17 protein-coding genes are annotated in these 15,333 nt (G+C 37.4%); 15 read left to right on the forward strand and 2 right to left on the reverse strand.

Features of this window, described 5'->3' with window-relative positions:
• Positions 1–8: 8 nt before the first annotated feature.
• The 3 genes from H6G06_RS04465 to H6G06_RS04475 all read left to right on the forward strand — a co-directional run bounded on the left by H6G06_RS04465 (position 9) and on the right by H6G06_RS04475 (position 1,786).
• Entirely contained in the window at positions 9–233 is a 225-nt protein-coding gene (locus tag H6G06_RS04465; RefSeq protein ID WP_190557481.1) for a hypothetical protein, read from the forward strand.
• 103 nt (positions 234–336) lie between these two features.
• On the forward strand, positions 337–1,149 hold the full coding sequence (locus H6G06_RS04470) for a NifU family protein (protein WP_190557483.1): 813 nt from the start codon (positions 337–339) through the stop codon (positions 1,147–1,149).
• Between the two features lie 79 nt (positions 1,150–1,228).
• Positions 1,229–1,786 (forward strand): hypothetical protein, encoded by a 558-nt coding sequence (locus tag H6G06_RS04475; RefSeq protein ID WP_190557485.1) that lies wholly within the window; start codon positions 1,229–1,231, stop codon positions 1,784–1,786.
• A 95-nt stretch (positions 1,787–1,881) separates the two neighbouring features.
• Here H6G06_RS04475 and H6G06_RS04480 read toward each other — a convergent pair whose 3' ends face one another.
• On the reverse strand, positions 1,882–3,477 hold the full coding sequence (locus H6G06_RS04480) for a nickel-dependent hydrogenase large subunit (protein WP_190557487.1): 1,596 nt from the start codon (positions 3,475–3,477) through the stop codon (positions 1,882–1,884).
• Between the two features lie 140 nt (positions 3,478–3,617).
• The gene (locus H6G06_RS04485; protein ID WP_190557489.1) at positions 3,618–4,580 is read right to left on the reverse strand and encodes a hydrogenase small subunit; all 963 of its coding nucleotides are present in this window, start codon (positions 4,578–4,580) and stop codon (positions 3,618–3,620) included.
• A gap of 491 nt (positions 4,581–5,071) precedes the next feature.
• Between H6G06_RS04485 and H6G06_RS04490 the strand changes: the two genes are divergently transcribed.
• The 12 genes from H6G06_RS04490 (at position 5,072) to hypB (ending at position 14,984) form a co-directional block, all read left to right on the forward strand.
• Positions 5,072–6,061: a tetratricopeptide repeat protein gene (locus H6G06_RS04490; protein ID WP_190557491.1), complete on the forward strand. Its 990-nt coding sequence runs from the start codon at positions 5,072–5,074 to the stop codon at positions 6,059–6,061.
• A 5-nt stretch (positions 6,062–6,066) separates the two neighbouring features.
• A complete protein-coding gene (locus H6G06_RS04495) occupies positions 6,067–6,306 on the forward strand; it encodes an asr0689 family protein (RefSeq protein ID WP_190557493.1) in 240 nt (79 codons plus the stop codon).
• A 9-nt stretch (positions 6,307–6,315) separates the two neighbouring features.
• Positions 6,316–6,540, forward strand: a complete 225-nt coding sequence (locus H6G06_RS04500) for a hypothetical protein (RefSeq protein WP_190557495.1) — start codon at positions 6,316–6,318, stop codon at positions 6,538–6,540.
• A gap of 201 nt (positions 6,541–6,741) precedes the next feature.
• Positions 6,742–6,936 (forward strand): hypothetical protein, encoded by a 195-nt coding sequence (locus H6G06_RS27225; RefSeq protein WP_242039595.1) that lies wholly within the window; start codon positions 6,742–6,744, stop codon positions 6,934–6,936.
• Positions 6,937–7,067: 131 nt separating this feature from the next.
• Entirely contained in the window at positions 7,068–8,234 is a 1,167-nt protein-coding gene (locus H6G06_RS04510) for an NHL repeat-containing protein (RefSeq protein WP_190557497.1), read from the forward strand.
• Between the two features lie 40 nt (positions 8,235–8,274).
• The gene (gene hypF, locus H6G06_RS04515; protein ID WP_190557499.1) at positions 8,275–10,632 is read left to right on the forward strand and encodes a carbamoyltransferase HypF; all 2,358 of its coding nucleotides are present in this window, start codon (positions 8,275–8,277) and stop codon (positions 10,630–10,632) included.
• Positions 10,633–10,763: 131 nt separating this feature from the next.
• Complete coding sequence (locus H6G06_RS04520; RefSeq protein WP_190557501.1) at positions 10,764–11,012, forward strand: HypC/HybG/HupF family hydrogenase formation chaperone; 249 nt, start codon at positions 10,764–10,766, stop codon at positions 11,010–11,012.
• A 69-nt stretch (positions 11,013–11,081) separates the two neighbouring features.
• Positions 11,082–12,233, forward strand: coding sequence for a hydrogenase formation protein HypD (hypD, locus tag H6G06_RS04525; RefSeq protein ID WP_190557503.1), 1,152 nt, complete (start codon positions 11,082–11,084; stop codon positions 12,231–12,233).
• 27 nt (positions 12,234–12,260) lie between these two features.
• Positions 12,261–12,476, forward strand: coding sequence for a tautomerase family protein (locus H6G06_RS04530; RefSeq protein ID WP_190557505.1), 216 nt, complete (start codon positions 12,261–12,263; stop codon positions 12,474–12,476).
• Between the two features lie 182 nt (positions 12,477–12,658).
• The gene (gene hypE / locus H6G06_RS04535; protein WP_190557507.1) at positions 12,659–13,762 is read left to right on the forward strand and encodes a hydrogenase expression/formation protein HypE; all 1,104 of its coding nucleotides are present in this window, start codon (positions 12,659–12,661) and stop codon (positions 13,760–13,762) included.
• Between the two features lie 47 nt (positions 13,763–13,809).
• Positions 13,810–14,151 (forward strand): hydrogenase maturation nickel metallochaperone HypA, encoded by a 342-nt coding sequence (gene hypA / locus H6G06_RS04540; protein ID WP_190557509.1) that lies wholly within the window; start codon positions 13,810–13,812, stop codon positions 14,149–14,151.
• A complete protein-coding gene (gene hypB / locus H6G06_RS04545; protein ID WP_190557511.1) occupies positions 14,142–14,984 on the forward strand; it encodes a hydrogenase nickel incorporation protein HypB in 843 nt (280 codons plus the stop codon). Before hypA ends, hypB begins: the two co-directional genes overlap by 10 nt.
• Positions 14,985–15,333 lie beyond the last annotated feature (349 nt).

Here is a 15,333-nt window from a genome sequence, read left to right on the forward strand (position 1 = left end):
GGATATTTATGATAGAAATTGGCTGGTTTACCTTCAAATTATTTCTCAAAGGAAACCTTTTCCGTGACCCTGTATATTTTCTTCGTCAAACTACCATTGCTAGTGGTATAGGTACACTCATATTAGTATTATTAGCACAGGCATCAATTCCCCTTTGTATTCCTATTACTGTAGCTAGTTTAGTTACAGGTGTGATGATGCCTTTCCTGGTTAAAGATTTTAGAATGAAATGAGTCTGGATACATACAATCCTGAAAGTTATCAATCCCTACAGATTTATCTGAGGGATTGAATTATTATAAACCGCAGATAAACGCAGATAAAACGCAGATTTTTATGGATAATTTAAATGACTTGATTGGAGATATTCAGAGATTTGAAGCTATTATTTCTGAGTGGGATGAAAGCCAGCGTTGTGTGGCTGTTGGTTTAAAAAGTGCAATTGAAGCTTTACATAAAGCGGCTTTAACTAATTTAATTAAAAGTTTGAAACAAGATAATTTATCAGCTTTGCGTGATGCTGTAGATGATGAAATTGTTTATGCGGTTTTGTTATATCACAACTTAGTCAAACCACCATTATCAGAACGGATACAAACAGCATTAGCGGAAATTCGCCCTAGTTTACAAAGCCATGATGGTGATGTGGAATTAGTAGCGATTAAACCACCAAATACAGTAGAAATTAAATTAATTGGTAGTTGTAGTAATTGTGCTAGTTCGACTTTAACCTTAACTCAAGGAGTAGAACAAGCAATTAAAAAGCATTGTCCAGAAATTACTAATGTAGTTGCTGTTAATCATAGTTCTACTTCTACACCTGCTGCTATTTCCACAGATTCCTATTGGGTGAAAGTTGCGAATAACAATGACGTTCCTGAAAATCATGTTTTAGCAGCTAGAGTTGAAAATCATAACGTGATTTTACACCGACAAGGTGATAAGATCAGTTGCTATCGTAATGCTTGTTCTCATTTGGGGTTTCCTTTAGATAAAGGTAAAGTAGAAAATGGGATTATTACTTGTGCATCCCATCAGTTTCAGTATGATTTAAAGACAGGTGAATGTTTAACTGTTCCTGATGTTTCTCTACAATCTTACGAAATGAAAGTCAAGGGTGATAAGATCTATGTGAAAGTGCAGAAATAAGGACAGGAAAATTAAGATAGGTATAGCATATAATCTTGAGTAAATTCATGTTACATTTTAATTTTGATGGATAATTGAAATGATTCATAAATTTAATTTTGTCATTCAAGTTATTGTATCTACTTTGGTAATAGCATCAGCTGTCAATCCTGCTCATGCCCTACCAGGGGAAAATATAGTTAATGTTTTGGAATGGGTAAAAACTAAGCCTCAATTACCAACTCTAGAATATAGTAGTGAAACTCTAACTTATTTCGGAAAAAAGGGAAATTTACAGTTTTTTATATCTGAATATCCAACCGATGATTTTAGTTATTTATATCCTCCAAGTTCATATATTCACAGTGAAACTATAGAAATAAGCAAAGAGCCTCAGATAAAATTTTCTCAAAAAACTGATCAGGCAATACAATTAGTTAAAGATATCTATAATACCAAGATTGCTAATGATTATCGTCGTTCACAGTATGGCGCAAAAATTAATGGCATGACTTTTTATAAAGGAAAGTTATTTGCTTATATAACTATTGATTCTAAAGATAATTCATCATGGGAAATAATTCATCTGAATTCTTGGCAACAAGAAATAGATAATGCAAAATTATCGTCTTTCATCCTAAAACCGAATATGGGATAAACCCAAAACGGGTTTTTATGACCCAAATAAAAAACGCAGATTATTAAAAATAATTCATCCGCGTTTATCTGCGTACATCTGCGTTAAATTCAAACCTAAGCAGTACGAAAACGTGCTAACTCTTCACCTGTGTTTGCATCATGGGCATGAACAGTACAAACTAAACAAGAATCAAAAGACCTAGCTACATGACCCACCTCTACAGGGTCTTGAGAATCATGAATAGGTATGCCAATTAAAGCTTCTTCAATGGGTCCACGAATACCTTCACTGTCACGAGGTCCCACATTCCAAGTCGTTGGGGCAACTACTTGATAGTTCTTAATTTTACCGCCCTCTAATTCTACCCAGTGACATAAAGCACCCCGCGCTGCTTCCGTTGCCCCCCAACCCCTACCATCTTTTTCCTTGGGTTTAATATACCAGGGGTCATTTAATTTGAACTCACGTAAACAGTGTTCGGCTTGACGGTATAATTTGACGAGTTCGTGCATTCTTCCTAGCTGCCGCAGGTGAACACTAGCGCCACCCATCGCTTTAAACATACTCAGGATAAAGCCGTCGTAATGTTGCCACGATTCTCCGTGTTTACCACCAGCTACTATTTGCCGTGCTAGGGGACCAGCTTCTAATCTTCCATAGTTGGTATGACTAACAGCAGTTGCCCAGGAATAAGCGTTATCAAAATCTTTACTATTATTGTAGCTGGGTTTCGTAGTGCGGTCAAAGGGATGGACATTTTCTGAACCTTCATCATACCAAGAGTGCATAGTGTTTTCACGGGCAAAATTATGATCCATTAAGGTGTGAGTATCCGTGAAACTATCATACACTCCACTTTTCATGATTAAAGCGGCATTTCGTCCTTCAATAGTGGGTTTTTGGTATTTATCCTCATGGGGTAAATATCCCCAAGTTATGTATTTACCGACACCAGCACCATATTTATCTAAACCAATATCCAACCCCATGCGCCAATAAAAACCTAAATCTGAATTAGCATGATTTGGGCTTTCATCTAACCAAGCCATAAAGTCATCATAGGTTTTGATTTGTTCATAGCGTTCCATTGAACAACCTAACCAAACTGGTTCTATCCAATTGGTGCGGAAATATTCAAGAATTGACCAAGCGCGGGTAACATCAGTTAACGTGGGGGCGCACATCACACCTCCGGGGACCATGTAACTAGAATGTGGCCATTGACCACCTAAGAGGGCATAGATTTCTACAGGTTTGCCGGAAATTGTTACACCCATTTCGTAAGATGTGCCTGTGAACGGTGCAAAACGCCGACAAGCTTCTTCATAAAAGCTGCTGTTTTGGTATTTTTTATTAGTCAAATCAATGGCATATAAACCGTAAAAGTACCGGGGTATACTCTGCAATGATTCAACAATTTGACCTAGATTTCTGGCTAAAATAGCATTGCGGGGAACGGTTGTTTCCCAAGCGGTATCTAATGCCCAGGATGCACAGGAAAGGTGAGAAGCACCGCAAATACCACAAATACGAGGAGTAACAATTAAGCCTGCTTGGGGGTCTTTACCTCGTAAAATTACTTCAAAGCCGCGAAACAGTTCTGCTTGTGTCCAGGCGTTGGTAACATATCCGTCTTCTATTTCCACACGGATATCTAAATCGCCTTCGACTCTCCCAACTGGTGAAATATCTAAGGTTTGAATTGGCATATTTGATTAGTTCTAAATTGTTAGGTGGATGCAATATATACTGACCTCTCCCCTAACCCCTCTCCTAAAAGGCGAGGGGAACAATTTCCTCCCCCTTCCCTGATAGGGAAGGGGGCTGGGGGGTTAGGTTTGACCAATGACTAAACTGTGAAAATATCTTCTTCTGTCCATTTTGGAGCTGTATCTTTAGCTACTACAGTAAGTAGGGCATAGTCTTTGGCGTTGATACCCGGTGGTAGTTGTTTGGGAACGCCTAGTAGTGTTTGGGTTTTAAATACGGTTCCAGGTTGGAGGTTGTAGAAGGGAAATTCTGGTTCTGTACAACCTAAACAGGGCATTCCGGCGCGTGTTTTCGATGATACCCGATTCCAGAGGATGCGGTTACAAGATGAATGGGTCATGGGTCCACGACAACCCAAGTCGTAAAATAAGCAGCCTTTACGCTGTCCAAATTCGGTGGTACTGGCTTTATAGGCAAAGTGCATATTGCGGGTACAACCTGTTTGAGTGAAGGTTTTAAAGAATGTTTCAGGACGATGGAGTTCGTCTAGGGTGATGTCGTTGATGCGTCCAGTGGCTATGGCGACTAATATCTGCGTTATCCAGTCAGGATGGGCAGGACATCCAGGTATATTAATTACAGGAAAACCAGCTTTACTGCGGAAGTCTTTACCTAAAAATCCGCCTTCTTTGCGTTTGAGAAATTGTAAACCTTGGGACTGACTGGGGTTAGGAGACATGGCGGGAATACCTCCCCAGGTGGCACAGTCTCCCACAGCTACAACAAAATTAGCCGCTTTGGATAAATCATTTAACCAATCTTTCATTGGTCTGTCTGCAAAACGGTTCCATTCACCAGTACCGTTGGGGGCGTTGATAACTGTACCTTCAAAGACCAAAATATCTAAAGTAATTTGGCCAGAAATGCAATCTCGCAATAATTTTTGCAAGTTTGCCCCTAGTTCCATTCCTAGTGAGGGATGCCAAAGAATATTAATGCCAAAATCACTAATCAAATCACAAACTGTTGGTTCTTCGGCATTAAGAAATGACATGGTGTTGCCTGAACAAGCACCACCTTGTAGCCAGAGTACGTTAGCCATAAGCTATATTTTGTTGTGTGATTGAGATGAAAAACTAGGTAAGTTTCACTGCCAACGGTTTGATATCAATACTTTGATAAAACTCAAATAACTACCAAGGTGATGATAACCGAGTTGTAAATCTCACCTGCTTATCAAATACTTATTCTGAGCATAATCAGATATTTTGACTAAATATTTTCACTTACTTAACAAAAATTAAAATATCGGTCAAAAGGCAAAACAACGAATTTTTTAGATATAAGTTTTTTAATAAATATAAGTGACAGTTTTCATACTGTCACACCCTTTAATTTATCATCAAACTATAACTTTATCCCAAAAAAATCAACAATATAAAGTTTTATGTATTTTATCCAAAAAAGTATCGTCGCATCTAGATTTTTTTACCAAGAAGTATTAAATTAGTCAGACATAATCTGGTTACATCTATTAATTTTACTTAATGCGGTCAACAGAACAGCAGGTCAATCTCTATATATAGACTAACAATGATGTCTAGCTTTACAGATACAACAGTCAAAGCTGCCATTGCTGCCATTGCTTCAGAGTCAGCAACCACAGAAGAAAAAATTCAAATGCTGATTGAGTTAGCAAATGGGTTACAAAAACAGCCTAAATCGCCTGATGATTTATGGAGTGCAGTAAAATTATATGAACAAGCGGAAGAACTTTGTAGTCAAGACTATCTATTATTAAAAGCGAGAGCTAAAGTAGGAATGGCAACAGCTTTGCGGTCAGTTCCTGATGATAGTGCAGAATTGCTAATCAAATCTAAAACAGCCTATCAAGAGGCATTACCAACTTTACAAGAATTAGGTTCATCTGTAGAAATAGCAGAAGCACAGATGAATTTAGGATTAGTGTTACAGTCTTTAGTACCTTTTAATTTAGCAAAAATAGGAGATAGTATACAGGCTTACAATCAAGCATTGCAGGTGTTTACTTGCCAAAAATATCCCCAAGAATATGCAATATTATCTAACAATATTGCGATCGCTTACCTTTCCATACCTGGCAGTAAAGAAAGAAAAGCTTTATGTGAAGGTTTAGCGGTACAAACATTTGAAGAGGCACTTAAGCAAATTAATTTGATTGAACATCCTAGAGAATATGCAATGCTGCAAAATAATTTGGGTAATGCTTTGCAGTATTTACAAAGTACCCATCCTGTAGAGAATAATTTGCGAGCAGTTACAGCTTATGATGAATCATTAAAAGTGCGTAACCCTAAAGACACACCTTTAGAATACGCGAATACAATTGCTAATAAAGCCAATGCGTTAATTAATCTACCTGATAATTTAGAAAACCCAGAAGCAGGGAATTATCAAAATCTTTTGCAAGCCAAAAAATATTATCAAGAAGCTTGGGAAATTTTCCAACAACATCAACAGACAGAACAAGCGCAAATGGTAGCGCAAACCTTACAAGAAATAACAGCAGAAATAGCAGCATTATCACGATATTCAGGAGAATAGAGACAATGAATAATTTAATGACAAGTTTAACCACTGGAGAACTGAATTTATTCACAGGTTTAGTGTTGTTATTAATAGCAACAGGTTTCTCTATGTTAGGTGGTGCTATTGGGGGAATTATCTTAGCTGGTAAAGATTTTGGATATTCATTTTCTGCTACTATAGGAGGCTTATTTGGTCCTACCGCTGCCATTCCCGCTATCCTATTAGGTTTATGTTTATTAACAATAATGACAAATTCATGAGGCATAGTCATGTTTAAAATCGGATTTTTCTCTGCTAAATTATTAGTTCAAGGTAAGCTACTCCGTGACCCAATGTACTTTACTCAACAAACCATAATTGGTGTAGCTATTGGTTTGCTACTATTGCTATTCCTAGCCGGATTTAAATTACCATTATGGCTACCAGTAGCAGTATCTAGCTTAGTCACAGGTGCAGTAATGCCATTTTTGTTGAAAGATTTAAAAATGAGGTAAAATAAATAACTAAATAAAATTGTAAAGTTTTATTCCAGGATTCAAAACTTCTGAGGTATATTTTATTTATGTTGCAACTACAAATTAAATCCGATTCTTCCGACATTAAAATAGTACAAAACTTGGTTCAATCAGCTATAGAATCCGAAATAAAAAACTTAAAACGTTCACTAGAAAAAACTAATAAATTACTGAGAGAATTTGAAGCAAAATATCAAGTTTTATCCGAGTTTTTTCACGAATTGGACAGCAGAAAACCTTGAAGGTGGTGATGAAGAATATGTGAGTTGGGCTGGAGAAATAAAAATCCAACATAAATTAACTAATTCTCTAGAAAAGTTAGAGAATATCGAATATGTTACTCAAATGAGATGCAAGATATTTCATCAAATTTAGAAGATAAGTAATATTTTCACAGCTAACTCAAATTGCCATTATAACTACATCTTTCCACCCACAAATATTCTTAAATAAATAAACACCCAAAAACTCTATCCTTCTCTCTGCGCCTCTGCGTGAGATAAAAAATGTCTTTAATACCCAACACATCAAACCAAATACCCCTATCTTCCAACGGTGCAGAAATAATCTTAGGAAACGCTACCACATCCGAACAAATAGCTATTCCTCTCGCACCAACTCCATCAACAATGTTTGGACCCCGTGCGGCTTGCTTATTATCACCAACCGGACCATTATGGGTAGCAGACACAGGACATCATCGGTTATTAGGATGGCGAAATTTACCCACAAAAGATAATCAAGCGGCTGACTGGTTAATAGGACAAACTGACTTTTTTCATGAAGGACAAAATGCCAAAGGTACACCTGGAAAATCTACAGTTAGTGTCCCTACAGGTATTTGTAAATGTGGTAATGGTTTAGCCGTTGCTGATGCTTGGAATCATCGCATTTTAATTTGGCATAATGTCCCAGAAGATAAGAATGTTCCCGCAGATTTGGTATTAGGACAAGCTAATTTTATTGATAACGAACATAACAGAGGAATTCAGCAACCTGCGGCTAATACTTTCCATTGGCCTTATGGTGTTTTATGTTATGAAAATAAATTATTTGTAGCTGATACGGGAAACCGACGTTTATTAATTTGGAATCAAATACCAACAGAAAATGGACAACCTGCGGATATAGTTTTGGGACAACCAGACATGATATCTCGCAATGAAAATGGGGGTGGTTCTCCCACTGCTTCTAGTATGCGTTGGTGTCATGATATAACGATTTGGGATGATAATTTAGTTGTCACTGATGCGGGTAATAACCGAGTAATGATTTGGGATGGAATCCCAACAGAAAATAATGCCCCTTGTGCGGTAGTTTTAGGACAAAAAAATTTCAATTTTGTGGAATTAAATCAAGGAGTATATTTCCCTAGTCGTAGTAGTTTAAGTATGCCTTATGGGGTAGATGCTGCGGGAAATTGGTTAATAGTTGCAGATACAGCTAATTCTCGTTTGTTAGGATGGAAGAAACGGGATTCTATATTATTGTTACAAGGTGCAGATGCTGATGGTGTGCTGGGACAAGATAGTTTTAAAAGTAAAAGTGAAAATCGTAATTTTGGACTACCAACTCGACAAAGTTTAAATTGGTGTTATGGAATTAAAGTTTGTGGTGAAAATGCGGTAGTTTCTGATTCTGGAAATAATCGGGTTTTGATTTGGAAATTTTGATTATCTCACGCAGAGACGCAGAGAACGCAGAGGAGGAAGGATGATAATAGAAGAAATTAGGGTTCGTGGTACTGTGCAAGGTGTGGGTTTTCGTCCTACAGTTTATCGTTTGGCGAAAGTTTGTGGTTTAAAGGGGGATGTTTGTAATGATGGGGAAGGGGTTTTAATTCGTGTTTGTGGAAGTGAGAAACAGCTACAAGAATTTGTAGATAAGTTATATCAAGAATGTCCACCTTTGGCGAAAATTAATGAGTTGGTGAGAAGTCGATATTTGGGGGAGTTGAATTTTGATGATTTTGTAATTTCTCACAGTGTTAATAATACTGTAAAAACAGAAATCGCTGCTGATGCGGCTACTTGTCCCCAATGTCAAAAGGAAATTTTTGATCCTTTTAGTCGTTATTTTCGTTATCCATTTACTAATTGTACTCATTGTGGTCCCCGGTTGAGTATTATTCGCGCTATTCCTTACGATAGAAATAACACCAGCATGGTGAAGTTTCCGATGTGTGGAGAGTGTGAAAAAGAATATCAAGATGTGGAAAATCGGCGTTTTCATGCCCAACCCGTAGCTTGTTTTACCTGTGGACCTCGTGCATGGTTAGAAAGGGCTGATGGTAAAGTTATAAGTTCTGATATGTTCTCGATGTTGGATGATGTCGATGCTGTTTGTACTTTATTACAAAAAGGTCAAATTGTTGCTATTAAAGGTTTAGGTGGTTTTCATTTAGCTTGTGATGCAACTCAAGAAACAGCAGTTAAAAAATTGCGAGAACGCAAACAACGTTATCACAAACCTTTTGCGTTAATGGCAAGAGATATCAATATAATTAGTGAATATTGCTATATTAACGATTTAGAAAAATCATTATTAACCAGTCCTGCTGCACCTATTGTTTTATTAAAAGTGAAAGATGAGAAAAAAGTAGCTGCGCCTGTTGCACTAGGACAAAATACCCTGGGGTTTATGTTACCTTATACGCCCTTACATCATTTGATTTTGAGGAGAATGAAAAATCCCATAGTATTAACTAGCGGTAATATTTCTGATAAACCCCAATGTATAGATAATGAAGAAGCGAAAGATAAATTATCTAAAATAGCCGATTATTTTTTGTTACATAATCGCGATATTGTTAACCGTGTAGATGATTCAGTTGTCAGGGTTATTGATGAGAAAGTACAAACCATCAGACGCGCTAGGGGATATGCACCTGCACCCATTATTTTACCATCAGGATTTGAGAAAATACCACCAATTTTAGCAATGGGTAGCGAGTTAAAAAATACCTTTTGTTTATTGCGTGAAGGTGAGGCTATTCTTTCTCAACATTTGGGAGATTTGGAAAACGCTGCTGCTTTTAATGCTTATCAAGAAACCTTGAATTTATATCTTAACTTATTTGCCCATAAACCAGAAATAATTGCTATTGATAAACATCCAGAATATCTATCATCTAAACTAGGAAAGGAACTAGCCACAGTTAACCAAATTAAATTAAATGAAACACAACATCATCACGCCCATGTAGCAGCTTGCATGGCTGAAAATCAAATTCCCTTAAACTCAAAACCCGTTTTAGGAATTGCATTTGATGGCTTAGGATATGGTGAGGATAGTACCTTATGGGGAGGAGAATTTTTACTAGCTGATTATTATGAAAGTAGGCGTTTAGCCACATTTAAACCAGTGGCAATGATAGGAGGAGAACAAGCAATTTATCAACCTTGGCGAAACACCTACTCCCAATTTCAAAGCGCATTTAAATGGGAAGAACTAAAACAACAATATTGTGATTTAGAAATTATTAAATTTCTTGAACAAAAACCATTAAAGCTACTCAACCAGATGATAGAGAAAGGTATTAACTCACCTGTAGCATCATCAGTTGGGAGGTTATTCGATGCAGTAGCAGCAGCAACAGGTATTTGTCGAGAAGAATGCAGCTATGAAGGACAAGCAGCTATAGAAATGGAAGCCATAGCTAATATTAACATATTAAACAATGATGAAGAAACTATAAATTATCCCTTTAAATTTGAAAACTTAGATAAAATTTATTGTATAGACCCTGCCCCGATGTGGGAGGGGATATTGAAAGACCTACAGCAGCAAATTTCACCATCAGAAATAGCTGCGAAATTTCATATAAGTTTGGCTAGTGTAATTACCACAATAGTTAAACAATTGTCCCAAAATTACGAATTTACTCAAGTTGCATTAACAGGAGGAGTATTTCAGAACCGTATTCTTTTAGAACAAGTAACCAAACGCTTACAAAAAATAGATATACCAGTTCTCACTCATAGCATAGTACCTGCAAACGATGGAGGTTTATCACTAGGACAGGCTGTTATTGCTGCTGCTAATTACTTAAAGGTGACAGGTGACAGGTGACAGAGTTACAAGTTTTGTAATGTCTTATTTTTAATAAGATAACTGTATGTTTTCATGCAACTAACAACCTATATAAAAACCTCTGCGTCCTCTGCGCCTCTGCGGTTCGTATTAAAAAAAGGAAAATAAAAATGTGTTTAGGAATACCCGGACAAATTGTAGAAATAACCAACCCAGAACATAAACTAGCCATGGTTAACGTTGGGGGAGTGAAACGCCAAATAAACATAGCTTGTATCGTCGATGAACAACATCCACCCGAAAAATGTATAGGAGACTGGGTACTCGTTCACGTTGGTTTTGCAATGAACCGTATTAACGAACAAGAAGCAGCCGAAACATTACAACTTCTCCAAGAAATAGCCCAAGCTTACACTTAAAATCTCTTTTCTTTCTTCCTTCTTCCTTCTTCCTTCGTGTCCTTCGTGCCTTCGTGGTTTATTAAAAAAATGAAATATGTAGACGAATTTCGCAACCCCGAAAAAGCCCAAGCCTTACAAAAAGAGATCGAAAAACTCAGCCAACAAATAGATAAACATCTCAAAATAATGGAAGTATGCGGCGGTCATACCCATTCTATCTTTAAATACGGCATCGAAGAAATATTACCCGATAATATCGAATTAATTCATGGTCCTGGTTGTCCAGTGTGCGTCATGCCTAAAGGTAGAATAGATGATGCGATCGCACTTTGTCAAAACCCCAACATCATCTTCACCACATTTGGCGACGCAATGCGCGTACCCGGTTCAAAAACCAGCCTCTTGCAAGCCAAAGCCCAGGGTGCAGATATTCGCATGGTTTACTCACCCTTGGATAGTTTAAAAATTGCCAAAGAAAATCCAAATAAAGAAATAGTATTCTTCGGTTTAGGCTTTGAAACCACCGCCCCCAGCACCGCATTTACCATCCTCCAAGCAGCCGCAGAAAACATCACTAACTTTAGTTTATTTTCCAATCATGTATTAGTTATTCCCGCCCTGCAAGCATTATTAGATAACCCAGACTTAGAACTTGATGGTTTTGTTGGTCCTGGTCATGTCAGCATGGTCATAGGTACAGACCCTTACGAATTTATTTCCCAACAATATCATAAACCCATCGTTATTTCTGGTTTTGAACCATTAGATATTTTCCAATCAATTTGGATGTTGTTAAAACAAATAGTAGAAAACCGTTGTCAAGTAGAAAATCAATATAACCGTTTAGTCGAACCAACTGGAAATAAAAATGCCTTAGCAGCCATGAATCAAGTTTTTGCAATACGTGAAAAATTTGAATGGCGTGGTTTAGGAGAAATACCCAATTCTGGTTTTAAAATACGCGAAGAATACGCCCAATTTGATGCCGAAGTTAAATTTACCATTCCTAACTTAAAAGTTCCAGATCATAAAGCCTGTCAATGTGGCGAAATTCTCAAAGGAGTCTTAAAACCTTGGGAATGTAAAGTATTTGGAACAGCTTGCACACCAGAAACACCCATTGGCACTTGCATGGTTTCTTCCGAAGGTGCTTGTGCAGCATATTATAAATATGGGCGACTTTCAACAATGGCGAAAAAAGCGGAGAAAAAAGCGAAAGTTCCTGTTCCTCTGGGCTAGATAATTGTACACTTTGAGGAAATTCCTATGCCTTTTGTTACTGTTCAAATTGGAAAAGGTCACTCGATAGAAAAGAAGCGGAAATTAGTCCAAGCTGTAACTGATGCTTTGGTTTCTGCTTTGGGAACTAAACCTGAGTGGATAACTGTTCATATTGATGAATTTGAACGGGAAAATTGGGCTGTTGGTGGTGTTTTACATTCTGATAAACACGCCGGAAGGCATGAGGAAACTGGGAGGTAGGTTTTAGGGTGCGTTAGCGTAACGCACCAATTATATTGATTATTAGATAAATTTATAATATTTATTTCGCGCAATCTCCGTCAGGAGATCCCGCAGGGTAGACGCAAAGGAGCAAAGACGCAAAGAAAAGAAAGAAAAGAAAGAGAAGAATTTTTTTAGTTGCAATTCATAATATGTTTAATATGGAAGTTTACAAAAATCAAGAATCTCAAAATCCTCTGTTTCAGAAAATAGAACAAGTGCGCCGTCGCTCCAATAAAATCAAAGATACTCACATTAATTTATCTCATGGTAGTGGTGGTAAAGCCATGCGTGATTTAATTGATGATGTGTTTGTGAAAAGTTTTGATAATCCTATTTTATCACAGTTAGAAGACCAAGCCAGTTTTGATTTAGCGAATCTTGCCAAATTAGGAAATAGATTAGCTTTTACTACAGATTCTTATGTTGTAGACCCCTTATTTTTTCCTGGTTCTGATATAGGAGAATTAGCGGTTAATGGTACTATCAATGATTTAGCTGTCAGTGGTGCAAAACCTTTATATCTCACCTGTAGCGTCATTTTAGAAGAAGGTTTACCTGTGGAAACATTGCGCCGTGTAGCTGCTAGTATGCAAGCCGCAGCGCAAAAAGCAGGAGTACAAATAGTTACAGGTGACACAAAAGTTGTTAATCGTGGTTGTGCTGATAAACTATTTATAAACACCGCTGGAATTGGTATTATTCCTACAGGTATTGATATTTCTCCTAGCAATATCCAACCAGGAGATGTAGTAATTATTAACGGAGAAATCGGAAATCATGGGACAGCAATTTTAATTGCTAGGGGAGAATTAGAATTAGAAACAGATATCGAAAGTGACTGTCAGCCCTTACATGATTTAGTATCTGAAATTATCAAAGTGTGTCCAGAAATTCATGCCATGCGAGACGCAACCAGAGGAGGTTTAGCCACAGTATTAAATGAATTTGCCCTCACAGCAAACGTAGGAATACGCATCAATGAAAACGCCATTCCTGTCAGAGAAGAAGTAAATGGAATGTGTGAAATACTCGGTTTAGATCCTTTATATTTAGCCAACGAAGGAAAAATAGTTATCGTAGCACCCAAAGAAAAAGCCGAGTTAATTTTATCAACAATGAAAAATCATCCCACAGGAAAACAAGCATCTATCATCGGTGAAATTATTCCCACACCACCAGGAATAGTCCTCCTAAAAACAGCCTTTGGTGCAGAAAGAATAGTTGATATGCTAGTAGGCGATCAACTACCAAGAATATGTTAAACTCCCTCCTCTCTCTGCGCCTCTGCGTGAGATAAAAAAATAAACTTATGCACGAACTAGGAATAACTCAAAACATCATCGCCATCGTCAGTGAAAACGCCCAAGGTAAAAAAGTTCAAAGAGTATTATTAGAAATTGGCAAACTTTCCGCCATTATGCCCGATGCCATTAAATTCTGCTTTGATATTTGCGCCCAAGGTACAATAGTAGAAGGTGCCTTATTAGAAATTCTGGAAATCCCCGGAATGGCTAGATGTCGTCAATGTGGTGCTACATTTTATGTAGATAAACCTTTTGGCATCTGTGAATGTGGTAGTGTGAAATTAGAGTTAATAACTGGTGAAGAATTAAACATTAAGGAAATAGAAGTAGAGGAATTATGTGTGTAACCTGCGGATGTTCTGATGATAATGAAGCAACAATTACAAACATGGATAACGAACATCATCATACTCACACTTTACCCGATGGGACTGTAATTACCCATTCCCATAACCATGAAAATCATCATGATTCTCACGAACAAACTGCAAATGTTCACGCCAAAATTCATAATACAACGATATCTTTAGAACAGGAAATTTTAGGTAAAAATAATCTATTAGCAGCCCAAAATCGTGGCTGGTTTAAAGGTCGAAATATCCTGGCTTTAAATTTAATGAGTTCTCCAGGGGCGGGAAAAACTACTTTATTAACTCGCACTATTAATGATTTAAAAGAGAAATTAAATATCAGCGTCATTGAAGGTGATCAAGAAACTACTAATGATGCAGAAAAAATTAAAGCAACAGGCTGTAAAGTGGTGCAAATTAACACCGGAACAGGCTGTCATTTAGACGCATCCATGATAGAAAGGGGTTTACAAGAACTCAACCCCCCATTAGATTCTGTGGTGATGATTGAAAATGTCGGAAATTTGGTTTGTCCGGCTTTATTTGACTTAGGAGAACAGGCTAAAGTTGTTATTTTATCGGTGACGGAAGGTGAGGATAAACCAATTAAATATCCTCATATTTTTCGCGCTAGTGAAATCATGATCATCACGAAAATTGATTTATTACCCTATCTCCAGTTTGATGTACAACGCTGTATTGAATATGCAAAACAGGTAAACCCACAAATCCAGATTTTTCAGGTTTCTGCTACTACTGGTGTGGGTTTGGATGAGTGGTATGGGTTTTTATGTGGTGTTGTGTTTTGTTTCAATCCTCAATCATCTTAGTTGGTAATTGTCACCCTTTGTCATCTTGCCCTATAACCTTTCTTTTACCTGAAAAGTATCATTGAACAAACAGCGGATGTTTATCGGCAATTATTCGGAGATAAAGCAGTATTAGAACATCATTCAGGATATGAACCAAAATTAGAGGAAGTCAAATCGGTTAAGGATTTTAGTAGGTTAGGTTGTAGCTTGTTTCCCGTAGGGTACAAAGTGAAACCCAACAAACCGTTGTCAATGTTGGGTTATGGCTTCGCCACACTTCGTGTATGCTTACGGCACGCTTTGCGAACACGTAGTGTCCCGAAGGGATACGTTACATTGCTACGCGAACGTTTACGTTCCACAACCC

Source organism: Anabaena sphaerica FACHB-251, from assembly GCF_014696825.1.
Lineage (GTDB): Bacteria > Cyanobacteriota > Cyanobacteriia > Cyanobacteriales > Nostocaceae > RDYJ01.

What these genes read in the sequence shown, in the direction of transcription:
- H6G06_RS04465 (WP_190557481.1), top strand. Translation starts at nt 9, where the DNA reads ATGATAGAAATTGGCTGGTTTACCTTCAAATTATTTCTCAAAGGAAAC.
- H6G06_RS04470 (WP_190557483.1), top strand. Translation starts at nt 337, where the DNA reads ATGGATAATTTAAATGACTTGATTGGAGATATTCAGAGATTTGAAGCT.
- H6G06_RS04475 (WP_190557485.1), top strand. Translation starts at nt 1,229, where the DNA reads ATGATTCATAAATTTAATTTTGTCATTCAAGTTATTGTATCTACTTTG.
- H6G06_RS04480 (WP_190557487.1), bottom strand. Translation starts at nt 3,477, where the DNA reads ATGCCAATTCAAACCTTAGATATTTCACCAGTTGGGAGAGTCGAAGGC.
- H6G06_RS04485 (WP_190557489.1), bottom strand. Translation starts at nt 4,580, where the DNA reads ATGGCTAACGTACTCTGGCTACAAGGTGGTGCTTGTTCAGGCAACACC.
- H6G06_RS04490 (WP_190557491.1), top strand. Translation starts at nt 5,072, where the DNA reads ATGATGTCTAGCTTTACAGATACAACAGTCAAAGCTGCCATTGCTGCC.
- H6G06_RS04495 (WP_190557493.1), top strand. Translation starts at nt 6,067, where the DNA reads ATGAATAATTTAATGACAAGTTTAACCACTGGAGAACTGAATTTATTC.
- H6G06_RS04500 (WP_190557495.1), top strand. Translation starts at nt 6,316, where the DNA reads ATGTTTAAAATCGGATTTTTCTCTGCTAAATTATTAGTTCAAGGTAAG.
- H6G06_RS04510 (WP_190557497.1), top strand. Translation starts at nt 7,068, where the DNA reads ATGTCTTTAATACCCAACACATCAAACCAAATACCCCTATCTTCCAAC.
- hypF (WP_190557499.1), top strand. Translation starts at nt 8,275, where the DNA reads ATGATAATAGAAGAAATTAGGGTTCGTGGTACTGTGCAAGGTGTGGGT.
- H6G06_RS04520 (WP_190557501.1), top strand. Translation starts at nt 10,764, where the DNA reads ATGTGTTTAGGAATACCCGGACAAATTGTAGAAATAACCAACCCAGAA.
- hypD (WP_190557503.1), top strand. Translation starts at nt 11,082, where the DNA reads ATGAAATATGTAGACGAATTTCGCAACCCCGAAAAAGCCCAAGCCTTA.
- H6G06_RS04530 (WP_190557505.1), top strand. Translation starts at nt 12,261, where the DNA reads ATGCCTTTTGTTACTGTTCAAATTGGAAAAGGTCACTCGATAGAAAAG.
- hypE (WP_190557507.1), top strand. Translation starts at nt 12,659, where the DNA reads ATGGAAGTTTACAAAAATCAAGAATCTCAAAATCCTCTGTTTCAGAAA.
- hypA (WP_190557509.1), top strand. Translation starts at nt 13,810, where the DNA reads ATGCACGAACTAGGAATAACTCAAAACATCATCGCCATCGTCAGTGAA.
- hypB (WP_190557511.1), top strand. Translation starts at nt 14,142, where the DNA reads ATGTGTGTAACCTGCGGATGTTCTGATGATAATGAAGCAACAATTACA.